A 21,336-nucleotide genomic window follows, 5' to 3' on the forward strand; every position below is an offset into this window, starting at 1 on the left:
CGCACGCAGACCCCTCCCGGCGATCCGGGAGGGGCCGTCGGCGCGCCCGCACGGCGCCGCCCCCGCACGATGCTGCCCCCGCACGATGCTGCCCCCTCACGGCGCCGCCCCCTCACGGCGCCGCCCCCACGAGGCGGCGGGCCGGGACGGCGGGTGCCCAGCGGGGAGCATCCGCCCGACGGGCCACGCCTACCGGCGGCGCGATCCGCTGCCGTGGTCCAGCGGGGCGGAGCGCGGCGCAGGGATGCCGCCGACGGGCGCCGTCTCCCGGGTGGGGCGCGGCGCGGGCACGGCCGGCCGCCCGAAGTACCAGCCCTGCCCGTAGTCGATCCCGAGCGCGCGGAGGGCGTCCGCCTCCTCCGCGGTCTCGACGCCCTCGGCCACGACCCGTGCCCGCAGCCCCCGGCCGAAGTCGACCAGCGAGCGGATCAGGACGGACCGCACCGGATCGGCGTCCACGCCGCTCACGATGCTCCGATCGATCTTGATGACGTCGGGCGAGGTGACGACGATGTGCCGCAGCGAGGAGAAGCCGGCGCCGACGTCGTCGATGGCCAGCCGCAGCCCGGCGGCACGGAACGGGGCGAGCGCCGTGGCCAGCGCGTCGTAGTCGTCCACCGGGTCGTGCTCGGAGAGCTCGAGCAGCACCCGGCCGAGTGGCAGTTCGGCGAGCAACGCGGTGCACTCCGGTGTCAGCAGCGTGCCGGGGGAGACGTTCAGGGCGACGTACCCGTCCACGTGCGCCAGGTGCTCGGCCGCGCGGCGCAGGGCCAGCAGCTCCAGCTGGTCGCCCAGGCCCACGCTGTGCGCGTCGGCGAACACGACGTCCGGTGCCTGCTCCCACTCGGCGGGGAAGCGGCTGAGCGCTTCGGACCCGACCTGAGCGCCCGTGGCGAGCTCGACGATCGGCTGGAGAGCCACCACGGGTCCGCCGTCGGCGACGAGGGGCAGCAGCCGCGCCTCGATGCCGGCGCGCCTCTCGGACTCCCTGACCTGCGGCTCGATGATCACCGAGGCGGCCGAGGCCAGGACGTCCATCAGGGTCCGGTCCCGCCGGGTCAGCTCCTTGTCCGAGGTGAGGCCGGCGGCGCAGAAGGTGCCGTACAGGGTGCCGTCGGAGAGGGTGACGGGCACCGACACGTAACTGCGGATCCGGGGCAGTCGGGCCGCCGGCAGCTTCCTCGCCTGCGCGAAGTCCTTGAGGTTCGGGATCACCGCGGGCAGCTTCCGGTCCAGGATCGCCTGGCACAGCGTCGTCTCCTGGACCTGGGTGCTGCCCTCCTGGAAGAGGAAGGGCACCGAGGACTCGACCACCTCGAGGTGCTGGGTGGTCCCGTCGAGCCGGGACAGGAACGCCACGGAGAGACGTAGCGACTTCTTCGCCGTCTGCAGCAGATCGGCGATCTGCTGCTCGGCGTCCGTGCGGTGCTTGCCCATGCTGCGTCCCTTCGACGGTCCGCACTCGTCGTCGTCCCCGTTCGGCGAGAACTGGAGCGGCGACTCATCCGGACGGGGGACGGGGTCAGGCGCCGTCCGCGAGCGTGCCCAGCCAGGCCGTGAAGACGGGCCAGACGGTCCGGCTCAGCCGCTCGTATCCGCGGGCGACGGATGGGCGCCGTCCCCGGCGGCGACGTCGGCGAGCCACTCGTCGTCCAGCCCGGTGGCGAGCTCGACGAACGGCAGCCCCCGCCGGTCGCACTGCGACCCATGGCGGCGGAGAGGTCGACGATGCGCCGGTTCTGCTCCGCGTCGTCGACCAGGGTCGGGCCGACGACCAGGAGGGGCCACCCAGCGGCGCCGGCCCGGTCGGCGACGAGGCCGACCGCGCGGAGCGTGTCGGGCTCGGGCACCCGGCGCCGCCCGCCGTCGACGGTGGTGTCGTTGACCCCGACGGCGAGCACCACGCCGCGCCCGTCACCGTGTCGCAACCGGGGCGTGGCCTCGGCCAGCCAGCGGGCGGCGACCGCAGGTGCGGTCTCCCGCCGGACGCCGACGTTGTAGCCGGTGAGGTCCACGCCGTCCCGGCGGGCGGCGGCGACCAGGCGTCCCACCCAGCCGAGTGCGGCGCCGTCGCCGACCCCGGCGGTGAGCGAGTCGCCGAAGAAGCACACGCGGAGATCGGGCGGCGGCATGGGAGGCAAAGTAGCGACGCCTACGCTGGACTCCCGTGAGCCTCACCATCGGGATCGTCGGCCTGCCCAACGTCGGCAAGTCGACCCTCTTCAACGCCCTGACCAAGAACGACGTGCTGGCGGCGAACTACCCGTTCGCGACGATCGAGCCGAACGTCGGTGTCGTGGGTGTGCCCGACGAGCGGCTCGCGAAGCTGGCCGAGATCTTCGGCAGCCAGAAGATCATCCCGGCGACGGTGTCCTTCGTCGACATCGCCGGCATCGTGCGCGGCGCCAGCGAGGGCCAGGGGCTGGGCAACAAGTTCCTGGCCAACATCCGCGAGAGCGATGCGATCTGCCAGGTGATCCGGGTCTTCACCGACCCCGACGTCGTGCACGTCGACGGGAAGGTCAGCCCCGCCGACGACATCGAGACGATCAACACCGAGCTCCTCCTGGCCGACCTGCAGACGCTGGAGAAGGCGATCCCGCGGCTGGAGAAGGAGATGCGCAAGGACAAGGAGCGCGCCGCCTTGCACGCGGCCGCCGTCCAGGCGCAGGAGGTGCTTAACGAGGGCAAGACCCTCTTCGCCGCCGGCATCGACCCCGCGCCGCTGCGCGAGCTCGGGCTCATGACGACCAAGCCGTTCCTGTACGTCTTCAACGTCGACGCCGACGAGCTGGCCAACACCGAGGTGCTCGACGAGCTGCGGGCGCTGGTCGCCCCGGCGGAGGCGATCTTCCTCGACGCGCAGACCGAGTCCGAGCTGATCGAGCTCCCCGCCGACGAGGCCGCCGAGCTGCTCGAGTCCATCGGTCAGAACGAGCCGGGCCTGGACCAGCTGGCGAAGGTCGGCTTCCGCACGCTCGGGCTGCAGACCTACCTGACCGCCGGCCCCAAGGAGTCGCGCGCCTGGACCATCCCGGTCGGCGCCACCGCCCCGCAGGCCGCCGGGGTCATCCACACCGACTTCCAGCGCGGCTTCATCAAGGCCGAGATCGTCTCCTTCGACCAGCTGGTCGAGGCCGGCTCCATGGCCGAGGCCAAGTCCAGGGGCTGGGTGCGCATGGAGGGCAAGGAGTACGTCATGGCCGACGGCGACGTCGTGGAGTTCCGCTTCAACGTGTGATCTGGCCTATAACTCCAGGTCAGCGGCCTGCAGCGGTCCTCCAGTCAACACCCAGTCAACGGGATCTTGCGTTCCAGGCCCGCGCGGACCAGATCACGCTCCTCGGGCAGCCCTGAGGACCGGCCCGGCTCAAGGACGCGGAGCGTTCATCGCTCATGTGTGACGAGGGATCTGTAAGCCGCTGCGGTGTCGCAGGTGCCCGTGGTCAGCGCCGCGGGTGAGATGTACTGGAGGTCGCCTGTGACCCATCAGCGTTCTCCTGTACTGCTCCGGTCGACCTCCGGTCCGCAGGACTCGACGAGCATCGCCTGCGCGGCGGCGCGCGTGCGGTCCTCGGCGCTCGGCCACAGGTGCGAGTACGTGGACAGCGTGGTCGTCGCGGATGAGTGTCCGAGAGCGCGTTGGACGGTGACGACGTCGCAGCCGGTGGCGATCAGCCCCGAGGCGTAGAAGTGCCGGAGGTCATGCAGGCGTAGCCCGGAGGCCCCGGCGGCTGCCGTCGCGGTGCGCCAGCGGTGGCCGACGGTGTTCTGGTGCGGTGGGCTGATCGCCTTCTCCGGTGAACATCCAGCCGCCGTCCCGGCTCTGCGCGGCAAGACGTGCGGCGAGCATCTCGACCAGTCCGGGTGCCAAGAACACGACTCGCTCGCTGCCGTACTTGGGCGGCCGGACCTCGACCTGGCCGCGGCCGGCCCGCTGCACCTGGCGGGCGACGGCAAGGGTGCGACGCAGGAAGTCGATGTCCTCAACCCGGAGGCCGGCGGCCTCGCCGAGCCGGAGGCCGGCGAACGCGCAGAGGGCGATGAACGGCCGGAAGGCGGGTCGGCTGCGTCCACTTGCACGTGCCGATCGCCGTGAACCTCACTGGGCCGGCCTGGCGCGCTGCGGCTGTCCCGGCGTAGCAGCCTGTCGCGCGGCCAATCACGCCGGCACTCCGCCGCGCGGGCGCTGTTCCGGCGGCAATGCTGGATCCTGTTCGACGTCATCTCGAGCCTGGCGAGGCCGAGCCCGGGGCTTGAGCTCGCTGACGAGCACGCCGGCGACGATGAGGGCGGCGCCGACGATGGCGAGGCCGGGCAGTCGGTCGCCGGCGAGGCGCCCGATGATGCCGCCCCACACCGGCTCGCCGGCGTAGATGACCGTCGCCCGGGTCGGGGACACCGACTGCTGAGCCCAGTTCATGGTGATCTGGATCAGGCAGCTGGCGGCCCCGAGACCGACCGCGGCGGAGAGCCAGAGCCAGGAGAAGGACGGGACGGCCTCGCCGACGACGGGCATCATCGCTACCGACAGGGCGCCGCCGACGAGCAGCTGCACGACGGTGATCCGACCGAGGTCGACGGTGCCGGCGAACAGGCCGATGAGGACGATCTCCGCGGCGATGGCGACGGTGCTGACCAGCGTCAGGATCTCTCCGGCGCTCAGCGTCAGCCCCGCCGAACCGGGGGCGGCCAGCAGGACCAGCCCGGTGAAGGCGAGCGCCACCCCGGCCCAGGCGGCGGGCTTGGGTGCGCGGCGGAACACCGCCCACTGCAGCAGCGGCACGAGCGGGACGTAGAGCGCGGTGAGGAAGGCCGAGGTGCTGCTGGGGATCGTCTGCAGCCCGATCGTCTGCAGCGCGTAGCCGCCGAAGATCGTCACTCCGATCGCCGCACCGGCACCCAGCTCCCGCCGGGTCAGCCCGGTCAGCGTCCGGCGGAAGACGACCAGGCTGATCGCGCCGGCGGCGAGGAAGCGCAGGCCGACGAAGAGCAGCGGCCCGCCGTGCTGCATGGCGAGGTGGACGATGAGGAACGTCGCGCCCCAGACGGCGGTGACGGCGATCAGCGCCATCTCCTGCCGGCTGAACCGGACACCCCAGCGGGGGCGACGCCCTGTGTCCAGCATTGCGCTCACCCGTCGGCCGGCCGGGCGCGCGACGGACCATCGTGGGCGTCATCCCGGGGGTGGATCAGCACGGTGCAACTCCGTCGGCGCGGGTGAGCAGCCGACGGTGGAAGGTGGCGTCCGGGCTGAGGGCGAGCAGGCCCTCGGTGAGCGCGTCGGCCGCGGCGTGTGCGTCGTCATCGGTCAGCGGGTCGAGCACATCGAGGATGAACACGGCACTGGTGGTGGCGGTGGTGATGCCGGTACGGGTGCACTGCCGCCAGTTCCAGCGGCGGCACGTGACGCCGACGTCGTCGCGCCAGACGACCTCGCCGACCTCCGGGTGCTCGACGACCGCCTCGCCGCCGGCGATGGTGTCGAAGGCCTCGGTGCCGTCGGCGCGGACGAGTCGGGGCGGGCTGGCGTAGGCGGCGCGGTCCTCCCCACCGAAGGGCAGCATGGAGGCGATGGAGACGGCGTTGTAGACGTCGGTGATCCGGTCGATGCGCGGCAGGCCGCCGGGGTCGAGCCGACGCATCAGCGCCTCCACGCTGGGCCGGGTGCGCTGCGGCTTGGCGCCGAAGGCCCGGTAGGCCTCCCGCCACGCGGCGAGGTGCGGCAGCTCCTCGGGCTTGCGCCCGTCGAGCCGCTCCCGCGTGGTCGCCTCGGCGACGGCGAGGACCTGCTCGCTCAGTTCGTCGCTGGGGCCGCCCTGCAGGCCGTCAGCGGTCAGCAGCACCACGCGGTAGTCCGGCCGCAGCGCGAACACCGCGTCGTCGACGGTGGCGGCGGCGAGCCACTGCTGGGGGTCGGTCATGAACGGCTCCCGGTGACGTGGGGCTGGAACACGGTGAGGGCGAAACGGGCGGGGCCGGCGGCGTCGGCGGGGGTGGCGTAGCCGTGGGCGACGTCGCCGGCGAAGGCCGCGGAGTCGCCCACTGTCAGCCGCTCGGTGCGGTCGCCGACGCGGAGGTCAACAACGCCGTCGAGGACGAGCAGCAGTTCCCGGGTGCCGGCGCTGTGCGCCTCGCTGGTGTTCGCATCGCCCGGCTGCAGCGTCCAGTCCCACAGCTCGACGACGTCGGGTGGCGCGGTTCCGGCGACCAGCAGCGCCTGCCCGCCGTGGTCTCCGTGCCACAGCACCGGCGCCCGCCCGGCCGCGGTCACGGTCAGCGCACGCGGCTGTTCGACGTCGACCAGCACCGGCAGCCCGACACCGAGGGCGTCGCTGATCCGCAGCAGCGTGGCGATGCTCGGGTTGCCTTCGCCATGCTCGATGGTGATGAGCATGCGGCGGCTGACGCCGGAGCGGTCGGCCAGCTCGTCGAGGGTCCAGCCGCGGGCGGTCCGGTGCTGCCGCACCCGCTGCCCGATCTGCTCGTTGACCGCGATCACTTCGGCCGTCATCTGGGCCGCCTCCCTTGCGTCATCGTCGCCGCTCCCGACTACGCTGCCTCTGCGAGTGCAACATACTGCATCGGGATGTGAGGTGATGGGCGTGCAGGTTCCGGGTTCGAACGACGCGGGGCTGCGGATGGAGACCCGGTTGGCGGTGGCGGGCCGGCCGTCCGGGCCGGGGCAGCCGCTCAACGTCCCGATCATCCCAGCGTCGAACTTCCGCGCCGCGTCCCCTGACGCGGTGGGGCGGGAGTACTCGCGTGACGACGGCACCCCGGGCTGGGAGGCGCTGGAGGGGCTCATCGGTGACCTGGAGGGCGGCCCGGCGGTGTCGTTCTCCTCGGGCATGGCTGCGATCGCCGCCGTCCTGGAGCTGCTGCCGGTCGGCGCCCGCGTCGTAGCGCCCCGGGACAGCTACACCGGCCTGCGCGGACTCCTGGAGGACGGCGCGGCGGCCGGTGACCGCTGGCGGTCGCGGATCGTGGACATGACCGACGCTGATGACCTGCTGGCGGCGATCGCCGACGCCGACCTCGTATGGCTGGAGACCCCCAGCAACCCGCTGCTCGACGTCGTCGACATCGCCGGGATCACGCAGGCGGCCGCGGCGGCCGGCGCGCTTGTGGCCGTGGACAACACTTTCGCCACCCCGCTGCTACAGAACCCACTCGACCTGGGCGCCGACTTCGTCGTGCACAGCGCGACCAAGTCCATCGGCGGCCACTCCGACCTGCTGCTGGGCCTGGTGGTGTGCCGCCGCGATGAGGACCGGGCACGGCTGAGCCGCCGCCGCGAGGTCGCCGGTGCCACCCCCGGCGCACTGGAGGCCTTCCTCGCCCTGCGCGGTGCCCGCACCCTGGCTGTCCGGCTGCGACAGGAGCAGGAGACCGCCGGCGAACTCGCCCGCCGGCTGGCGGCACATCCGGCGGTCGGCCGGGTGCGCTACCCGGGCCTGCCCGACGACCCGAACCACACCCGCGCCGCCGAGCAGATGCGCGGCTTCGGGACGGTGCTCAGCTTCGAGCTGGCCGACGCCGGCACCGCCGATGCCGTCTGTGCCGCTCTGCGCGTCATCTCGCACGCCACCAGCCTCGGCGGGGTGGAGTCGACCATCGAGCGGCGCGCGAAGCTCCCCGGCCAGGAGCACGTCCCGGCCGGCCTGCTGCGCCTGAGCGTGGGCTGCGAGCACGTCGAAGATCTGTGGACCGACCTGCACACCGCCCTTGAGACCCCCGCCGCGGAAGCCCCCGCCGAGTCCACCGTCCGTTCGACCGTTCCCGCCGGGAGTCACCCGTGATCGACACCGACCTGCCGACCGCGCCGGCGACCATTCCGCTGGCCCGCGGGTTCGCCGCCTGCCTGGCCTCGGTCACCGAGGTGCCGGTGACCGACCTGCCACTGCCCGCCGGTGACCTGCCCCAGGCTCTCGGCGCGTGGCGGTCCTGGCTGGCCGGGCGAGGGTTCGGCCTGGTGCCCATCGCCGACCCCACCGCCTTCCAGTGGGCGGGGTGGTGGCTGGCGGTCGTGCAGACCACCGACACGGAGGTCGCCACGGTGGCCTTCGGGACACCGCCGGGCATCGTGCTCAGCCCGCAGGACCCCGCCCTCCTCGGCCGGGCGACCGGGGAGTTGCCCATCACCGCCGTCTACGCCGTCGCCTCCCTCGACCCGGTGCTGCCTGCAGCGACGGCGATGCCGGAGCTGCACGGCACGGTCGAGGGCCTGGCGGTCGCTCCCGCGGCCGAGGCCGAGATGCGGCTGCTCGAAGTCGCCTCCGCCCGCGCCGGCCGCGGCCTCGACGGTGATCGCTACGCCGCCGGCGGCGGCACCTTCAGCTCGCGCGGGGACCGCCGCCCCGGCTACGACCTGACCCTCATGGCCGCAGAGGTCCTGGACGAGCTCACCGCCGCCGGGTACGCCGTCGACTTCGCCGCCACCCGCCGCAACGTGCTCACCCGCGGCATCGACGTCAACGCCCTCGTCGGCTCCACCTTCCGCATCGGCGACGTGCTCTGCGCAGGCCGACGGCTGTGCGAGCCCTGTGTCCATCTGGACCGGCTCAGCGGGCCCGGCCTGCTCCGGCCACTCATCCACAAGGGCGGACTGCGCGTGGACGTCCTCACCGACGGCGAGATCCGCCTCGGTGCACCGATCCGGCCCGCCTGACCCGACCGGAGCCGCCCGTGTCCGACAGGACCGCGTTCGCCATCGTCGACGCGTTCACCACCGAGCGCCCGTTCTCGGGCAACCCTGCACGTGTGCTGCTGCTCGAGGAGTTCCCCGATCCGGCTGGATGCAAGGCGTGGCGAACGAGCTGGTACAAGCAGAGACGGCGTTCCTCGCTCCCGGCGAGGACGGCGCCTTCCGGCTGCGCTGGTTCACCCCGGTGGCCGAGGTCGCGCTGTGCGGACACGCCGCGCTGGCCAGCGCCCACTGGCTCTGGGAGTCCGGCGTCCTGCGGCAGGAGGCGGTCGCCTTCGCGACCCGAAGCGGGCAGCTCACCGCCGTGCGAGCCGACGGCCGGATCGTGCTCGACTTCCCCGCGGTCCCCGCCACACAGGTGGCGCCGTTCCCAGTACTCCTGGACGCCCTCGCCGGCCCGGTCCCCGCTTGGACCGGGAGTCACCGACCATCCCGATGCCGGCGAGCGCAACATGCTCGCGGTCCTCGAGTCGGAAGACGCGGTGCGCGAACTCTCTCCCGATCTGCGGGCGGTGATGCGCTTGCCGGTCGGTGGCCTGATCGTCACCGCCAGGCGTCGGGCCGGCGGGGTCGTGTCGCGCTACTTCGCCCCCGCCTACGGGATCCCGGAGGACCCGGTCACAGGATCAGCCCATTGCACGGTCGGCCCCTACTGGCGTGGCGAACTCGGGGTCACGCTGTCCGCCGAGCAGGCGTCTCCGCGCGGCGGAGAACTGACCGTTGTCACTACAGGCACGGGACGGGTCCTTCTCGCGGGAAAGCCGCGCACGGCGGTCACTGGATTTCTGCTCTGACCGACATTCCGACTGGCCACGCCATCCGCCCATGCCACGGTCGGCGTGGATCGCTCAACCATGCCGCCTCGGCGTGACATGCGCGCCGCTCACATCCAGTCCAAGGCAGGAGCGGCCCTGCCCTCACAGCACCGACTCGTCGCCAGGCCACTCTCGCAGCCCGCCGGTGACACGCCCGGGTGCGTGGACGTCAGTCAACAACCAGTCAACAACAATCCCAACTCTGGTCGTTGCCCACCAACGATGCCCGACCATGAAGGCGCTGGTCAGCGGCGCGTTTCGGTCGTAGTCATCGTCGTCCAATCACGCTGGCGACGTTCCGCTTCAACGTGTGACCTGCCACCGGGCGACGGTCGGGGCGTCAGCTCCCGGCGCCAGCCTTTCGGGGGAGCCGGGTGGGACAGTGGTCTGCAGGAGCTGCCTCGGGCTGTGGATGTGTCCGGCAGCCCGGCAGCCGCAACTCATGACCGAGGAGACCTGATGGACTACCTGCGACAGCTGCAGGCGGAACGACCGCTGCTCTTCGGGCTCGCGCTCCTGGTGGTCTTCATAGTCGGCTTCCAGCTCGCCCTCTTCGTGGTCCAGCTGATCATCGGGCCCTTCGGCCTCCCGGGCTGGGCGCCCCTCGTGGTGCTGGTGGGCGGCCTCGTGCTCGTCGCCCGCCGGCAGCAGCGGTAGCGGGGGAGTGGACCGCCCGCCCGGTCAGACCTTGCCGCGGAGGATGCGGCGCCAGTAGAGCTGCGGGAGCCCGTAGCGGTCGAAGAGCCACGACCAGCGGTGGGGCTTGAAGGGGTTCACCCCGGGCACCGACGGGCTCGCCTGGCCGTCGCGGTCGACCTCGTTGAGCATCAGCTTCCGCCGGCTGACGGTGATCGGCATGACCGTGTAGCCGTCGTACCGCTTCAGCTGCTTCCCGTCGCGGGCGGCGGCCAGGTTCTGCGCCAGGACGTCCACCTGCTTCCGCAGCGCGCCACCCGAGGGGCGGGTGGCGGCGTCGGCGGCGTCGCCGATCGCCCAGACCGACTCGTGCCGGCGGGACCGCAGCCTCTGCGGGTCGATGTCCACCAGGCCGGGGGTCGCGTCCGCGGCCAGGCCGGCGTCGGCGATCCAACCCGGTGCCCGGTAGTGCGGCACGGCGTGGGCGAAGACGACGTCCTCGAGCACCTGGCCGCCCGTCGGGGAGGTGACCTCGAGGGAGTGGACGTCCCAGTCCACCCGCTCGATCCGCGCCTCGCGCAGCACCTCAATCCCGTAGTCCGCGAACGCCTCCTCCAGGACCCGGTCGGCCTCCGGGAGGCCGGTCGCGGTCGCCGCCGGCAGGACGAGCCGGACGTCGAGGGCCGGCAAGACGCCGGTGCGCCGCCAGTGGTCGCACGCCATGAGCAGCGGCTTGAGCGCGGTCGGCGCGCAGGACGCCGGCTCCGGCGGCACGGTGAAGACGACGGACCCCTCGCGCAGCGACGACAGCCGCGGCCACACCTGCGGGGTGCTGCCCGGCACGTAGGTGGAGGCAGCCCACCCGTCGGCGTACGCCTGCAGCAGCCCCGGTGTCGCGTCCCAGTCCTCGACCAGACCGGGGCAGACGACGAGGGTCGAGCACTCCAGCGTCCGCCCGCCGCGCGTGCGCACCGTCATGGCCGCCGGGTCGACGGCCTCGGCGCTGTCCCGGATCCAGGTGCACCCGTCGGGCATGACGTCGGCCATCGGGCGCTCCAGATCGGCCATCGTCGCCTCTCCGGCGCCGACGTAGTTGAGCAGCGGCTTGTAGCGGTGCACCGGCTGTGGAGCCACGACGGCGACGCCTCGGACGCCGTCGCGGAGCAACCGTGCCGCCAGGGATATGCCGGCGTTGCCGCCGCCGATGACGAGCACCTCGGAACGTGCCATGTCCGCCTCCTCGCTGAAGGCCGCGGACCTTCGTCGCCGCCGCAGCTCGGCCACCGGGTCCAGCCTGCCCGCAATGCGCCCGTTCCGAACGGCGGATGTGCGGCTGATCAGGTCGTCCCCGGCACACGCCGGACCGAACCCCCATCGCGGCCGCGCTCACCGTCGTCGCCGGCGACCCGAGGGTCAGCGGCACCGACCGGCAGATCACCTGGCAGGCCAAGGCCAGGGACGGCTCGGCCGGCGTCGTCGGGCGCTTCCTGCAGCGCCCGTAGCGCGCCTCCTCGCGGCAACGGGGTCGTGTGTTGGCTGTGCGCTACCCCAGCGTGCGCGCGCTGCTCTCCTGCGGGCCACCTCCGGGCCGGAGCCTGGACGGTGCCCCGAACGGAATCTCTCCAGGAGGAAGCCATGACCACGCCGCCCCCCAAGGCCTCGACCGCACCCGACACCGCAGCCAGCCGTGGCAAGCGCACCGAGGACGACGCGCCCCAGCAGGAGAAGGACGCCGCGACCGGCGCCCCCGTCGAGATGGAGGAGCTGGCCCGTACCCGTGACGAGGCCGAGGACCGGGCCCGGGAGCTGCTGGCCGCCCAGGTCCTGCAGGAGTCCCGGAACGGCTCCCACGACGAGCGGGCCCGCCAGCTGGTCCTCGCCGTCCGCCGTGACCTGCTCGTGGAGCTGCGCGAGCAGGAGCAGCAGCAGGCCCGGCGGCAGCTCGCCTCGGCGGCGGACAGCAGCGAGGACGCCGTCGCCGGCCTCGTGCAGGGGGTGACGACGATCGTGCGCAGCCTCGTGCCCGCCGTCCTCGTCCGGCCCGAGGAGGTCATCGAGACCACCTACGCGCTGGCCGACCAGAGCCTGCGCGTGGCGCGCCGCTTCGCCCTGGTGGTCACCGAGAACGTGCGCGGCCTCGTCACGACCTGACCGGCTGGGCCTCCCGCCCGGGTGGCCGTCGGGGTGCCAGCCCGGCGGCCACCCGGTCGTGCCTCCGCGTGCCGAACCGCCATCGACGTCGACCTGCTCACGCTGGTCCCGAACGTCCCGTCCTGCCGCTGACCGGGCACCCGCCGGCCGATGTGCTGCTCGAAGGCGACCGTGACCCCCTGGGTCCACCAGCCGAGCCGCTCGACGGTGCCGTCCAGTTCCGCGTAGACCCTCAGCTCGATGGCCTTGTGGTCCAGGTGCTCGGCGCCGATACCGTCCATGAACCGCAGCCACTCGTCCCACGTGCGGTGCGTGGCCCGCTCGACGGGCCCGATCCGAGCACTCGTGGCCATGGTCGTGTGCTCCTCCGCGGCACCGGCGACGTCCGGATGGTGCCCACCGCGGCGCTGCACATCACGGCCGCAGGCAGCCGGAGGCCGGTGGCCCGGCACTCAGCCGGCGAGGCGGGCGCACTCCTCGCACCGGGCGGCGTCGCGGTGGGCGGCGTCGCGGTGGGACGGCCAGTCCTGCGCCGCGGTGGCTCGCACCAGCTGCCCGCAGAGCGAGGCCTCGAGCCCGTCCACCACCGGCTTGGCGACGGCGTGCGCGACGTCGTGTGCGCGCGCGAAGCCGTCGTCCCCCGGCGCGACGTCGGGTCCGATCCACCCGACCCGGATGCCGATCACGAAGAGGCTCGCCGTCATGCCGCCAGGGTGCGCACCCGAGGTGTCGGCCAGGTGGCGTCGGGCCGAACACTCGGTGCCCGTCGCCGGCGACGGGCTCAGCCCGTGGCCGGCCGGTAGACCAGGTGCAGGACGCCGGTGGGGAAGGCTTCGGAGTGCTCCAGCTCCAGCGGCGTGCGGCCCAGCTCGTCGGTCCACCGGCGTTCCCCGGAGACCACGATCGGGTCCACGAGCAGCACCAGTTCGTCGAGCAGCCCGGCCTCCAGCAGCGACCGCACCGTGGTCAGGCTGCCGGACATGCCGATGGTGCCCTCCGTGCGCTCCCTCAGCGCGCGCACGTCGTCCAGGCTGCGCAGCACCGTGGTGCCGGCCCAGGTCGAGCGCTCCAGCGTCGACGACAGCACGTACTTCGGGATCGGGTTGATGAAGTCGGCGAACTCGTCGCTGTCGTTGCCCGGCCAGTACTGCGACCACTGGTCGTGCAGCACGCGGCCCATCAGGTAGGCGTCGCACCGCTCGGTGTGCCGGTCCACGGCCTTGCCCATCGCCTCGTCGAAGTACGGGAAGTGCCACTGGTCGGGCCGCTCGGCCGAGCCGTCGACGGTGGTGAACAGCGAGGCGGCGATGTGTCCCACGGGAACTCCTCCGGGATCGGGTGGTCGTCGGGGGGTGGACCGGGCGGCGAGCCGGAACTCATCGCCGACGCGCTCGCCCGTTCCGCGCATCCCGGGCAGGGTGGGTGCGGGCGGCCGGACGGCGGTCGCCGTGTCCGAGGAGGCCCGCGTGTCCCGTCCACCCTTCCCGCCGTTCACCCTCGAGACCGCCCGGCAGAAGGTGCAGGCGGCGGAGGACGGGTGGAACACCCGCGATCCGGAGCGGGTGGCGCAGGCCTACACCGAGGACACCGTCTGGCGGAACCGCGACGAGTTCGTCCGCGGCCGGGACGGGGTGGTCGCCTTCCTGACCCGCAAGTGGGAACGGGAGCTGGACTACGCCCTGCGCAAGGAGCTGTGGGCGTTCACCGACGACCGGATCGCCGTCCGGTTCCAGTACGAGTGGCACGACGCCGAGGGCCGGACCTGGCGCTCCTACGGCAACGAGAACTGGGAGTTCGCCGCCGACGGCCTCATGCGCCGGCGCGAGGCCAGCATCAACGACGTGCCCATCGCCCTCGAGGAGCGCTGGATCCTCGGCCCGCGGGAGGACGGCGACGCGACGCCGCTGCCGCTGCGCTGAGCGCCGTCGTCACGCCTTGGTCGTGACCTCGTAGGGCGTGCCGCTGCGGTCGTACGTCGTCCACTCACCGGTCTGCCGGCCGCGGTCGAACGAGCCACACCGCAACCGGGTGCCGTCGAGGGCGGAACCGCTCCCGGTACCCGTCGGGCTGCCCGTCGACCACGGAGCGCCAGCCCGGACGGAGCCGTCCCGGTGCCGCTCGACGTGGTGGCCCTCGGTGGACTCCGTCTGCGGCATGCGTCGATCGCAGCAGAGGAACGGCCGGCCGGGGGAGACCCTGAGCGCGGAACCAGGGAGCGATCCGGGGGTCACCTGATGGTCGCCGGGCGGTGCGGGGCGGCACGCTTCCGGCATGACGAACTCGGTTCCCCTCCCTCCGCCCGCGGACGTTCCCGGCGGCGAGCAGCAGCTCCCGCCCGGCCGGCCGGAACTGCGGCGCAGCACCACCGACAGGATGGCCGGTGGGGTGTGCGGCGGCCTGGCCGACTACACCGGCATCGACACCGTGCTCTGGCGCGTGGGGTTCGTCGGCCTCACCGTCGCCGGGGGCGCCGGCGTCCTCGTCTACCTGCTGCTGTGGGTGCTCATGCCGGCCGGCCCGGCCCGCAGCGACGAGACGCCGAGCCCGCTGGAGCGGCTCGTCCAGCGCCTGCACGACGCGCTCGCCGGGCGGGGGACGACGTCGCCGCGCTGAGCCGGGTCGTCCGTCGCGCCGGCGACACGGCTGTCGGCGCCGTCCCGCCACCGGCGCCGATCCGCCAGGATGGGCCGCCAGCCGTTCCCGACCCGCATCGGAGCACCGCCGTGACCGTTCCTCCCGCGCACCAGCCGGCCCCCATGGTGGTGCCGCAGTTCTTCATCCGGCAGCGGGTCACCCTGATGGTGAACCGCTACGAGATCCTGGCGGCGAACCCGGACGGCAGCGAGGGGCAGCTCGTCGCCTTGGCGCAGCAGAAGCGGCTGACGCTGCGGGAGGAGGTCGTCTTCTTCAGCGACGAGTCGAAGAGCCGGCGGGTGTTCTCCTTCAAGGCCCGGCAGCGGATCGACGTCGGCGCCGAGCACGACGTCCTGGACGAGTACGGGCAGCTCATCGGCTACTTCCGCAAGCAGTTCGGCGCCAGCCTGCTGCGCTCCACCTGGCACCTCTCGGCCCCGGGCGTCGAAGCGGTTGGCCACGAGCGCAACCCGTTCATCGCGGTGCTGCGCCGGGTGTGGGGCTTCATCCCGTTCCTGAACAACATCCCGGTGCCCTTCCTCTTCCACTTCGACTTCACCGACAGCCGCACCGGCGCGCCGGTGATGAGCAGCCAGAAGCGGATCGGGCTGCGCGACCACTACACGGTGACCGTTCCAGACCCGCGGCTGGACTTCCGGGTGGCGGCGGCGATGGCGGTGGCGCTGGACGCCCTGCAGAGCCGCTGACCGGAGCGGGCGGCGCGGCGGGGAAGCCCTCGGGCCCGGAGGGCGTTGCGCCGAGCAACCGACGTGAAAGGCCTGCACCGCACATGAGCATCAAGCTGTCCGTCCTCGACCTGGCCCCCATCCCGCGCGGGGAGACGCCGAGCAGCGCCATCGCCGCCAGCGTCGCCCTCGCCCAGCGCGCGGAGCGGCACGGGTACGAGCGGGTCTGGTACGCCGAGCACCACAACATGCCCACGATCGCGTCGTCGGCCACCAGCGTGCTGATCGCGCACGTGGGCGCGCACACCAGCAGCATCCGGCTCGGTGCGGGCGGGGTCATGCTCCCCAACCACTCGCCGCTCACCATCGCCGAGCAGTTCGGCACCCTCGACGCGATGTACCCCGGTCGCATCGACCTCGGCCTCGGGCGCGCTCCCGGCAGCGACCAGAACACCATGTACGCCCTGCGCCGCGACCCGCGCTCGGCCGACACGTTTCCGCAGGACGTCCTGGAGCTGCAGGCCTACCTGGCCGGCGAGACCCGCGTGCCCGGCGTCGACGCCATTCCGGGCAAGGGCTCCCGCGTGCCGCTCTACGTCCTCGGGTCCTCGATGTTCGGCGCCACGCTGGCCGCCGCACTGGGCCTGCCCTACGCCTTCGCCTCGCACTTCGCGCCGGCCATGCTGGAGTCGGCCGTCGCCGCCTACCGGCGCGAGTTCAAGCCCTCCGAGCAGCTCGCGGAGCCCTACGTCATCGCCGGCGTGAACGTCGTGGCGGCGGACAGCACGGCGGCCGCCCAGGAGCAGCTGCAGGCCGTGCGGCGGAACCTCGCCATCGGCCTGTTCGGCCGCGGGCAGGCGCTCACCGACGAGCAGGCCGACCAGTTGCTCGCGCAGGGCGCCGGGCACCACGTGGGCACGATGCTGACGCACACCGCCGTCGGCACGCCGGCCGAGGTGCGCGAGCACCTGGACGGCTTCACGAAGATCGCCGACGCCGACGAGCTGATCGTCGCCCACCAGTCGGGCTCGCTCGACGGCCGGCTCCGGTCGGTCGAGCTGCTGGCGCAGGCGATGGAGTCGGTCACGGCATGACCGGCTCGTGTTTCGCCCCCCGGGCCGAGGCGGGTAGGCCGCGCCGGTGACGTACTCGATCGTGGCCCGCGACCCCGAGACCGGGGAGATGGGCGTCGCCACCCAGTCCCAGGCCTTCGCGGTCGGCAACAGCGTTCCGTTCGCCCTGCCCGGGCACGGGGTCATCGCCACGCAGTCCATGGCCGAGCCCATGTACGGCGCCGTCGGGCTGGACCTGCTCCGTGGCGGCTTCACCGCCCAGGAGGTGCTCACCGCGCTCAGCAGCGTCGACCCGCAGCCGGAGCGGCGGCAGGTCGCCGTGCTCGGGGTGAACGGTGACCTGGCCGCCTACACCGGCACCAGCTGCGTCGACGCCGCCGGGCACCTGATGGGCGACACCTGTGTGGCGCTGGCGAACATGGCCAGCTCCCCGGCGGTGTGGGAGGCGATGGTCGAGCGGTTCGAGGGCTCCGCCGGGCCGCTGGCGCAGCGGCTGCTCACCGCACTCGTGGCGGGGGAGGAGGCCGGCGGCGACTTCCGGGGACGCCGCTCGGCCGCGATCATGGTGATCCGGGCGACGACCACCGGTCGCCCCTGGCACGACATGGTGGTCGACCTCCGGGTCGACGACTCGCCGGACCCGCTCGCCGCCCTGGCCGACCTCACCGTCACCCGCGCCCGCTACCAGGACGTCGTCCGCGCGTTCCAGCAGGCCATCGACGGCGACCCGGTGACGGCCGACCGCGAGCTGGAGCTGCTCCGGCCCATGGACCCGGTGACCGAGCCCGACCAGCTCATGTGGCGGGCGGTCATCGCGGCGCTGGCCGGCCGGGAGGACGCCGCCCGCGAGATGCTGGTCGAGCTGGCCACCTTCGCGCCGCAGTTCCTGGAGGCCGCGAGCCGGTTCGGCAAGGCCGGCCTGATGCCCGCCGACATCGTCGAGCGGATCATGCCGCCGGTGCCCGCCACCTGACGGCCGACCGGCCCGGGAAATGCGACGGGCGGGCATCCGCAGTGGATGCCCGCCCGTGGCGGCGGCCCCGTCGGGGCGACGGGGCCGGTGCTCAGCTCTTCGGACGCGCACCGGCGCGCAGGGCGCCGAGCAGGTCGTGGTTGAGCCGGGAGATCGTCTCCATCGAGATGCCCTTGGGGCAGGCGGCGGAGCACTCGCCGATGTTGGTGCAGCCGCCGAAGCCCTCGCGGTCCTGCTGCGCCACCATGTTGACCACGCGGTCGTTGCGCTCGGGCTGGCCCTGGGGGAGCAGCCCCAGGTGCGTCACCTTCGCGGCGGTGAACAGCATGGACGAGGCGTTCGGGCAGGCCGCCACGCAGGCGCCGCAGCCGATGCAGGTCGCGGCGTCGAACGCCGCGTCCGAGTCGGCCTTGGGCACCGGCGTCGCGTGCGCCTCCGGCGCGGTGCCGGTCGGCACGCTGATGTAGCCGCCGGACTGGATGATCCGGTCGAACGCCCGCCGGTCGACGGCGAGGTCCTTGATGATCGGGAACGCGGTGGCCCGCCACGGCTCGATGTCGATCGAGTCGCCGTCCTTGAAGGACCGCATGTGCAGCTGGCAGGTCGTCGTCTGCTGCGGGCCGTGCGCCTGGCCGTTGATCATGACGCCGCACATGCCGCAGATGCCCTCGCGGCAGTCGTGGTCGAAGGCGACCGGGTCGTCGCCCTGCATGATCAGCTGCTCGTTGAGCACGTCGAGCATCTCGAGGAACGACATGTCGGGGGAGATGTCGGTGACCTTGTAGGTGACCATCTTGCCCTTGACCGTCGGCCCCTGCTGGCGCCAGATGCGCAGGGTCAGGTTCATCCCGCGCTTCTCGGCCCCGGGGTTGCCGACGCTGGAGCGCATCGCGCCTTCGTGTGTGGCTGTCACTTGTAGCTCCGCTGGGCGAGGTGGACGTACTCGTACTCGAGGTCTTCCCGGTGCAGCACCGGGGGCTGGCCCTCCGGCGTCCACTCCCAGGCCGCCACGTAGGCGAAGTTCTCGTCGTCGCGCAGCGCCTCCCCCTCGGGGGTCTGGCTCTCCGCGCGGAAGTGGCCACCGCAGCTCTCGCGGCGGTGCAGGGCGTCGATGCACATCAGCTCGGCGAGCTCGATGAAGTCGGCGACCCGGCCGGCGTGCTCCAGCGTCTGGTTGAACCCGTTCCAGTCGCCGGTCACCTTCAAGTTGGTCCAGAACTCCTGGCGGATCTCCTGGATGCGGTCGATGGCCTTGCGCAGGCCCTCGTCCGTGCGCTCCATGCCGCAGAGGTCCCACATCAGCTGGCCGACCTCCCGGTGGAAGGACGCCGGGGTGCGATTGCCGTTGATGCTGAGCAGCTTCTGCGTCTGCTCCTGCACGCCGGTGAGCGCCTCGACGGCGGCCGGGTGGCTCTCGTTGACCTTCTCGAACGGCCCGTCGGCGAGGTAGCTGCTGATCGTCGACGGCAGCACGAAGTAGCCGTCGGCCAGGCCCTGCATCAGCGCCGAGGCGCCGAGGCGGTTGGCGCCGTGGTCGGAGAAGTTCGCCTCGCCGATCACGAACAGGCCCGGGATCGTCGACTGGAGGTCGTAGTCGACCCACAGCCCGCCCATCGTGTAGTGCACGGCGGGGTAGATCCGCATCGGGACCGCGTAGGGGTCCTCGCCCGTGATCTGGGCGTACATGTCGAACAGGTTCCCGTACTTCGCCTCGACGGCCGGGCGACCCAGCCGCTCGATCGCCTCGGCGAAGTCCAGGTAGACGCCCAGGCCACCGGGGCCCACGCCGCGGCCCTCGTCGCAGACGTTCTTGGCCTGGCGCGAGGCGATGTCGCGGGGCACCAGGTTGCCGAACGAGGGGTAGAGGCGCTCGAGGTAGTAGTCGCGGTCGGACTCGGGGATCTCCCGCGGGTCGCGGTCGTCGCCGCGCTCCTTGGGCACCCACACGCGGCCGTCGTTGCGCAGCGACTCCGACATCAGGGTCAGCTTGGACTGGTAGTCGCCCTTGACCGGGATGCAGGTCGGGTGGATCTGCGTGTAGCAGGGGTTGGCGAAGTACGCGCCCCGCTTGTGCGCCCGCCAGATCGCCGTGGTGTTCGAGCCCTTGGCGTTGGTCGACAGGTAGAAGACGTTGCCGTAACCGCCGCTGGCGATGACGACGGCGTCGGCGAAGTGGGTGCTGATCTCGCCGGAGACCAGGTCGCGGGCGACGATGCCGCGGGCCCGGCCGTCGACCACGATCAGGTCGAGCATCTCGGTGCGCGCGTTCTGCTCGACGCTGCCGGCCGCGATCTGCCGCTCCAGCGCCTGGTAGGCGCCGTAGAGCAGCTGCTGGCCCGTCTGGCCGCGCGCGTAGAAGGTGCGGGACACCTGGGTGCCACCGAAGGAGCGGTTGTCGAGCAGGCCGCCGTACTCGCGGGCGAACGGCACGCCCTGGGCGACGCACTGGTCGATGATGTTGACGCTGACCTCGGCGAGGCGGTGCACGTTGTTCTCGCGCGAGCGGAAGTCGCCGCCCTTGACCGTGTCGTAGAACAGCCGGTGCACGCTGTCGCCGTCGTTGCGGTAGTTCTTGGCGGCGTTGATCCCGCCCTGCGCGGCGACGCTGTGCGCGCGGCGCGGGCTGTCCTGGTACCAGAACGACTTCACGTTGTAGCCGGCTTCGCCGAGCGTCGCCGCCGCGGAGCCACCGGCCAGGCCGGTGCCGACGACGATGACCGTCAGCTTGCGGCGGTTGGCCGGGTTGACGAGGCGGCCGCGGAACTTGCGCTCGCTCCAGCGCTCGCCGATGGGGACGTCGGTGGGGGCCTTGGTGTCGGCGATCGGCTCGCCGACGGTGAACAGCTCGAGAGGCATCGGAGGAGCTCCTTAGTCGATGAGCCCGAAGAGGACGGAGAACGGCACGAGCAGGAAGCCGAGGGTGAGCACGGTCGCGAACGCCACGGCGAAGAGGCTGACGGTCCGCTCGCGCCGGCGGTTGCTCTGGCCCAGGGTCTGCGTGGCGCTCCAGATGCCGTGTCGCAGGTGCATGCCCAGGAGGATCACCGAGATGGCGTAGAAGATCGTGACGAACGGGTTCTGGAAGCTCGCGACGAGCCGGTCGTACGGGGTGCTGTCGAAGCCCTCGGCGTTCACCGCACCCAGGGTGAGGTCGAGGATGTGGTAGATGATGAAGGCCAGGATGATCACGCCACCCCAGCGCATCGTGCGCGAGGCGTAGCTCTGGGCCACGGCCTTCTTGGTGACGTAGCCCTGCGGGCGGGCCCGCTTGGCCTGGCGCCACAGCGAGACGGCGGCCCAGAAGTGCGCCACCACCGCGGCCAGCAGGACGAGCCGGATCACCCAGAGCGTCGTCTGGCCCGGCAGTGCCGGGTTGCCGACCGTCCGGATCCAACCCGAGTACGAGTTGAACGCCTCGGCGCCCGAGAAGGCCTTCAGGTTCCCGATCACGTGCGCGATCAGGTACAGCACCATGATGATGCCGCTGACGGCCATGACGGCCTTCTTGAAGACCGAGTTCGTCTTCGCGACCTTCGGGGTCCTGCGCTGCGCGTGCTCCACCGTCACCACAAGTCCCCACGCTAGGACTACAGGGTGCTTGCCACCAAGCCAACACGTGGTGACACAGCTCATGTAAGGGCACCCTCACCGCAGGTCGGAG

Annotated in this window: 23 protein-coding genes and 3 pseudogenes; 13 read left to right on the top strand and 13 right to left on the bottom strand. The window is 72.4% G+C overall.

Annotated features, from left to right (window positions below; translation table 11 throughout):
* Positions 1-189: 189 nt before the first annotated feature.
* Complete coding sequence (locus ACI790_RS02640) at positions 190-1,437, bottom strand: sensor domain-containing phosphodiesterase (protein WP_456568235.1); 1,248 nt, start codon at positions 1,435-1,437, stop codon at positions 190-192.
* A 254-nt stretch (positions 1,438-1,691) separates the two neighbouring features.
* A pseudogene (locus tag ACI790_RS02645) lies at positions 1,692-2,132 on the bottom strand (GDSL-type esterase/lipase family protein); the annotation flags it as partial.
* 35 nt (positions 2,133-2,167) lie between these two features.
* Here ACI790_RS02645 and ychF point away from each other — a divergent pair.
* Entirely contained in the window at positions 2,168-3,241 is a 1,074-nt protein-coding gene (ychF, locus tag ACI790_RS02650; protein ID WP_456568236.1) for a redox-regulated ATPase YchF, read from the top strand.
* A gap of 248 nt (positions 3,242-3,489) precedes the next feature.
* Here the strand turns inward: ychF and ACI790_RS02655 are convergent, their stop codons facing one another.
* Positions 3,490-3,837, bottom strand: a complete 348-nt coding sequence (locus ACI790_RS02655) for a tyrosine-type recombinase/integrase (RefSeq protein ID WP_456568237.1) — start codon at positions 3,835-3,837, stop codon at positions 3,490-3,492.
* Here ACI790_RS02655 and ACI790_RS02660 point away from each other — a divergent pair.
* Positions 3,746-4,099 (top strand): hypothetical protein, encoded by a 354-nt coding sequence (locus tag ACI790_RS02660; RefSeq protein ID WP_456568557.1) that lies wholly within the window; start codon positions 3,746-3,748, stop codon positions 4,097-4,099. The genes ACI790_RS02655 and ACI790_RS02660 overlap by 92 nt on opposite strands.
* A gap of 63 nt (positions 4,100-4,162) precedes the next feature.
* Here the strand turns inward: ACI790_RS02660 and ACI790_RS02665 are convergent, their stop codons facing one another.
* The 3 genes from ACI790_RS02665 to ACI790_RS02675 form a co-directional block, all read right to left on the bottom strand.
* Positions 4,163-5,128, bottom strand: a complete 966-nt coding sequence (locus ACI790_RS02665; RefSeq protein ID WP_456568238.1) for a DMT family transporter — start codon at positions 5,126-5,128, stop codon at positions 4,163-4,165.
* 64 nt (positions 5,129-5,192) lie between these two features.
* Complete coding sequence (locus ACI790_RS02670; protein ID WP_456568239.1) at positions 5,193-5,924, bottom strand: B3/B4 domain-containing protein; 732 nt, start codon at positions 5,922-5,924, stop codon at positions 5,193-5,195.
* The gene (locus ACI790_RS02675) at positions 5,921-6,514 is read right to left on the bottom strand and encodes a helix-turn-helix domain-containing protein (protein ID WP_456568240.1); all 594 of its coding nucleotides are present in this window, start codon (positions 6,512-6,514) and stop codon (positions 5,921-5,923) included. Before ACI790_RS02675 ends, ACI790_RS02670 begins: the two co-directional genes overlap by 4 nt.
* A 91-nt stretch (positions 6,515-6,605) precedes the next feature.
* On the opposite strand from ACI790_RS02675, the gene ACI790_RS02680 reads away from it, so the two are divergent.
* From ACI790_RS02680 to ACI790_RS02700, 5 genes and pseudogenes are all read left to right on the top strand, one after another.
* Entirely contained in the window at positions 6,606-7,802 is a 1,197-nt protein-coding gene (locus tag ACI790_RS02680; protein ID WP_456568241.1) for a trans-sulfuration enzyme family protein, read from the top strand.
* Entirely contained in the window at positions 7,799-8,671 is an 873-nt protein-coding gene (locus ACI790_RS02685; RefSeq protein ID WP_456568242.1) for an MOSC domain-containing protein, read from the top strand. Before ACI790_RS02680 ends, ACI790_RS02685 begins: the two co-directional genes overlap by 4 nt.
* 127 nt (positions 8,672-8,798) lie before the next feature.
* Positions 8,799-9,038 (top strand): annotated as a pseudogene (locus ACI790_RS02690) (PhzF family phenazine biosynthesis protein); the annotation flags it as partial.
* 118 nt (positions 9,039-9,156) lie between these two features.
* Positions 9,157-9,501 (top strand): annotated as a pseudogene (locus ACI790_RS02695) (PhzF family phenazine biosynthesis protein); the annotation flags it as partial.
* Positions 9,502-9,981: 480 nt separating this feature from the next.
* Positions 9,982-10,179, top strand: a complete 198-nt coding sequence (locus tag ACI790_RS02700; RefSeq protein ID WP_456568243.1) for a hypothetical protein — start codon at positions 9,982-9,984, stop codon at positions 10,177-10,179.
* Between the two features lie 24 nt (positions 10,180-10,203).
* Here ACI790_RS02700 and ACI790_RS02705 read toward each other — a convergent pair whose 3' ends face one another.
* Entirely contained in the window at positions 10,204-11,388 is a 1,185-nt protein-coding gene (locus ACI790_RS02705) for an NAD(P)/FAD-dependent oxidoreductase (protein WP_456568244.1), read from the bottom strand.
* Between the two features lie 405 nt (positions 11,389-11,793).
* On the opposite strand from ACI790_RS02705, the gene ACI790_RS02710 reads away from it, so the two are divergent.
* A complete protein-coding gene (locus tag ACI790_RS02710; RefSeq protein ID WP_456568245.1) occupies positions 11,794-12,309 on the top strand; it encodes a hypothetical protein in 516 nt (171 codons plus the stop codon).
* A 452-nt stretch (positions 12,310-12,761) separates the two neighbouring features.
* Here ACI790_RS02710 and ACI790_RS02715 read toward each other — a convergent pair whose 3' ends face one another.
* Positions 12,762-13,013, bottom strand: coding sequence for a hypothetical protein (locus tag ACI790_RS02715; RefSeq protein ID WP_456568246.1), 252 nt, complete (start codon positions 13,011-13,013; stop codon positions 12,762-12,764).
* A 77-nt stretch (positions 13,014-13,090) separates the two neighbouring features.
* Positions 13,091-13,627 carry a dihydrofolate reductase family protein gene (locus ACI790_RS02720; RefSeq protein ID WP_456568247.1) on the bottom strand — a complete coding sequence of 179 codons (537 nt, stop codon included), beginning with the start codon at positions 13,625-13,627 and terminating at the stop codon, positions 13,091-13,093.
* 148 nt (positions 13,628-13,775) lie between these two features.
* Here ACI790_RS02720 and ACI790_RS02725 point away from each other — a divergent pair, with 148 nt between their 5' ends.
* Positions 13,776-14,228 carry a nuclear transport factor 2 family protein gene (locus tag ACI790_RS02725; protein ID WP_456568248.1) on the top strand — a complete coding sequence of 151 codons (453 nt, stop codon included), beginning with the start codon at positions 13,776-13,778 and terminating at the stop codon, positions 14,226-14,228.
* Positions 14,229-14,237: 9 nt separating this feature from the next.
* Here ACI790_RS02725 and ACI790_RS02730 read toward each other — a convergent pair whose 3' ends face one another.
* Positions 14,238-14,465: a hypothetical protein gene (locus ACI790_RS02730; protein ID WP_456568249.1), complete on the bottom strand. Its 228-nt coding sequence runs from the start codon at positions 14,463-14,465 to the stop codon at positions 14,238-14,240.
* Positions 14,466-14,580: 115 nt separating this feature from the next.
* On the opposite strand from ACI790_RS02730, the gene ACI790_RS02735 reads away from it, so the two are divergent.
* The 4 genes from ACI790_RS02735 to ACI790_RS02750 all read left to right on the top strand — a co-directional run bounded on the left by ACI790_RS02735 (position 14,581) and on the right by ACI790_RS02750 (position 17,675).
* Positions 14,581-14,922, top strand: a complete 342-nt coding sequence (locus ACI790_RS02735) for a PspC domain-containing protein (protein ID WP_456568250.1) — start codon at positions 14,581-14,583, stop codon at positions 14,920-14,922.
* A 110-nt stretch (positions 14,923-15,032) separates the two neighbouring features.
* Positions 15,033-15,650 (top strand): hypothetical protein, encoded by a 618-nt coding sequence (locus tag ACI790_RS02740; RefSeq protein WP_456568251.1) that lies wholly within the window; start codon positions 15,033-15,035, stop codon positions 15,648-15,650.
* An 83-nt stretch (positions 15,651-15,733) separates the two neighbouring features.
* Positions 15,734-16,723: an LLM class flavin-dependent oxidoreductase gene (locus tag ACI790_RS02745; RefSeq protein ID WP_456568252.1), complete on the top strand. Its 990-nt coding sequence runs from the start codon at positions 15,734-15,736 to the stop codon at positions 16,721-16,723.
* 46 nt (positions 16,724-16,769) lie between these two features.
* On the top strand, positions 16,770-17,675 hold the full coding sequence (locus tag ACI790_RS02750; RefSeq protein ID WP_456568253.1) for a DUF1028 domain-containing protein: 906 nt from the start codon (positions 16,770-16,772) through the stop codon (positions 17,673-17,675).
* 91 nt (positions 17,676-17,766) lie between these two features.
* Here the strand turns inward: ACI790_RS02750 and ACI790_RS02755 are convergent, their stop codons facing one another.
* From ACI790_RS02755 to ACI790_RS02765, 3 genes are read right to left on the bottom strand one after another with little or no spacing between them, the layout of a single operon-like run.
* Entirely contained in the window at positions 17,767-18,588 is an 822-nt protein-coding gene (locus tag ACI790_RS02755) for a succinate dehydrogenase/fumarate reductase iron-sulfur subunit (RefSeq protein ID WP_456568254.1), read from the bottom strand.
* Positions 18,585-20,531, bottom strand: coding sequence for a fumarate reductase/succinate dehydrogenase flavoprotein subunit (locus tag ACI790_RS02760; RefSeq protein ID WP_456568255.1), 1,947 nt, complete (start codon positions 20,529-20,531; stop codon positions 18,585-18,587). Before ACI790_RS02760 ends, ACI790_RS02755 begins: the two co-directional genes overlap by 4 nt.
* A gap of 12 nt (positions 20,532-20,543) precedes the next feature.
* Positions 20,544-21,242 (bottom strand): succinate dehydrogenase cytochrome b subunit, encoded by a 699-nt coding sequence (locus ACI790_RS02765; protein ID WP_456568256.1) that lies wholly within the window; start codon positions 21,240-21,242, stop codon positions 20,544-20,546.
* Between the last annotated feature and the right edge of the window lie 94 nt (positions 21,243-21,336).

The sequence above is a fragment of the Blastococcus sp. SYSU DS0539 genome (assembly GCF_054050855.1).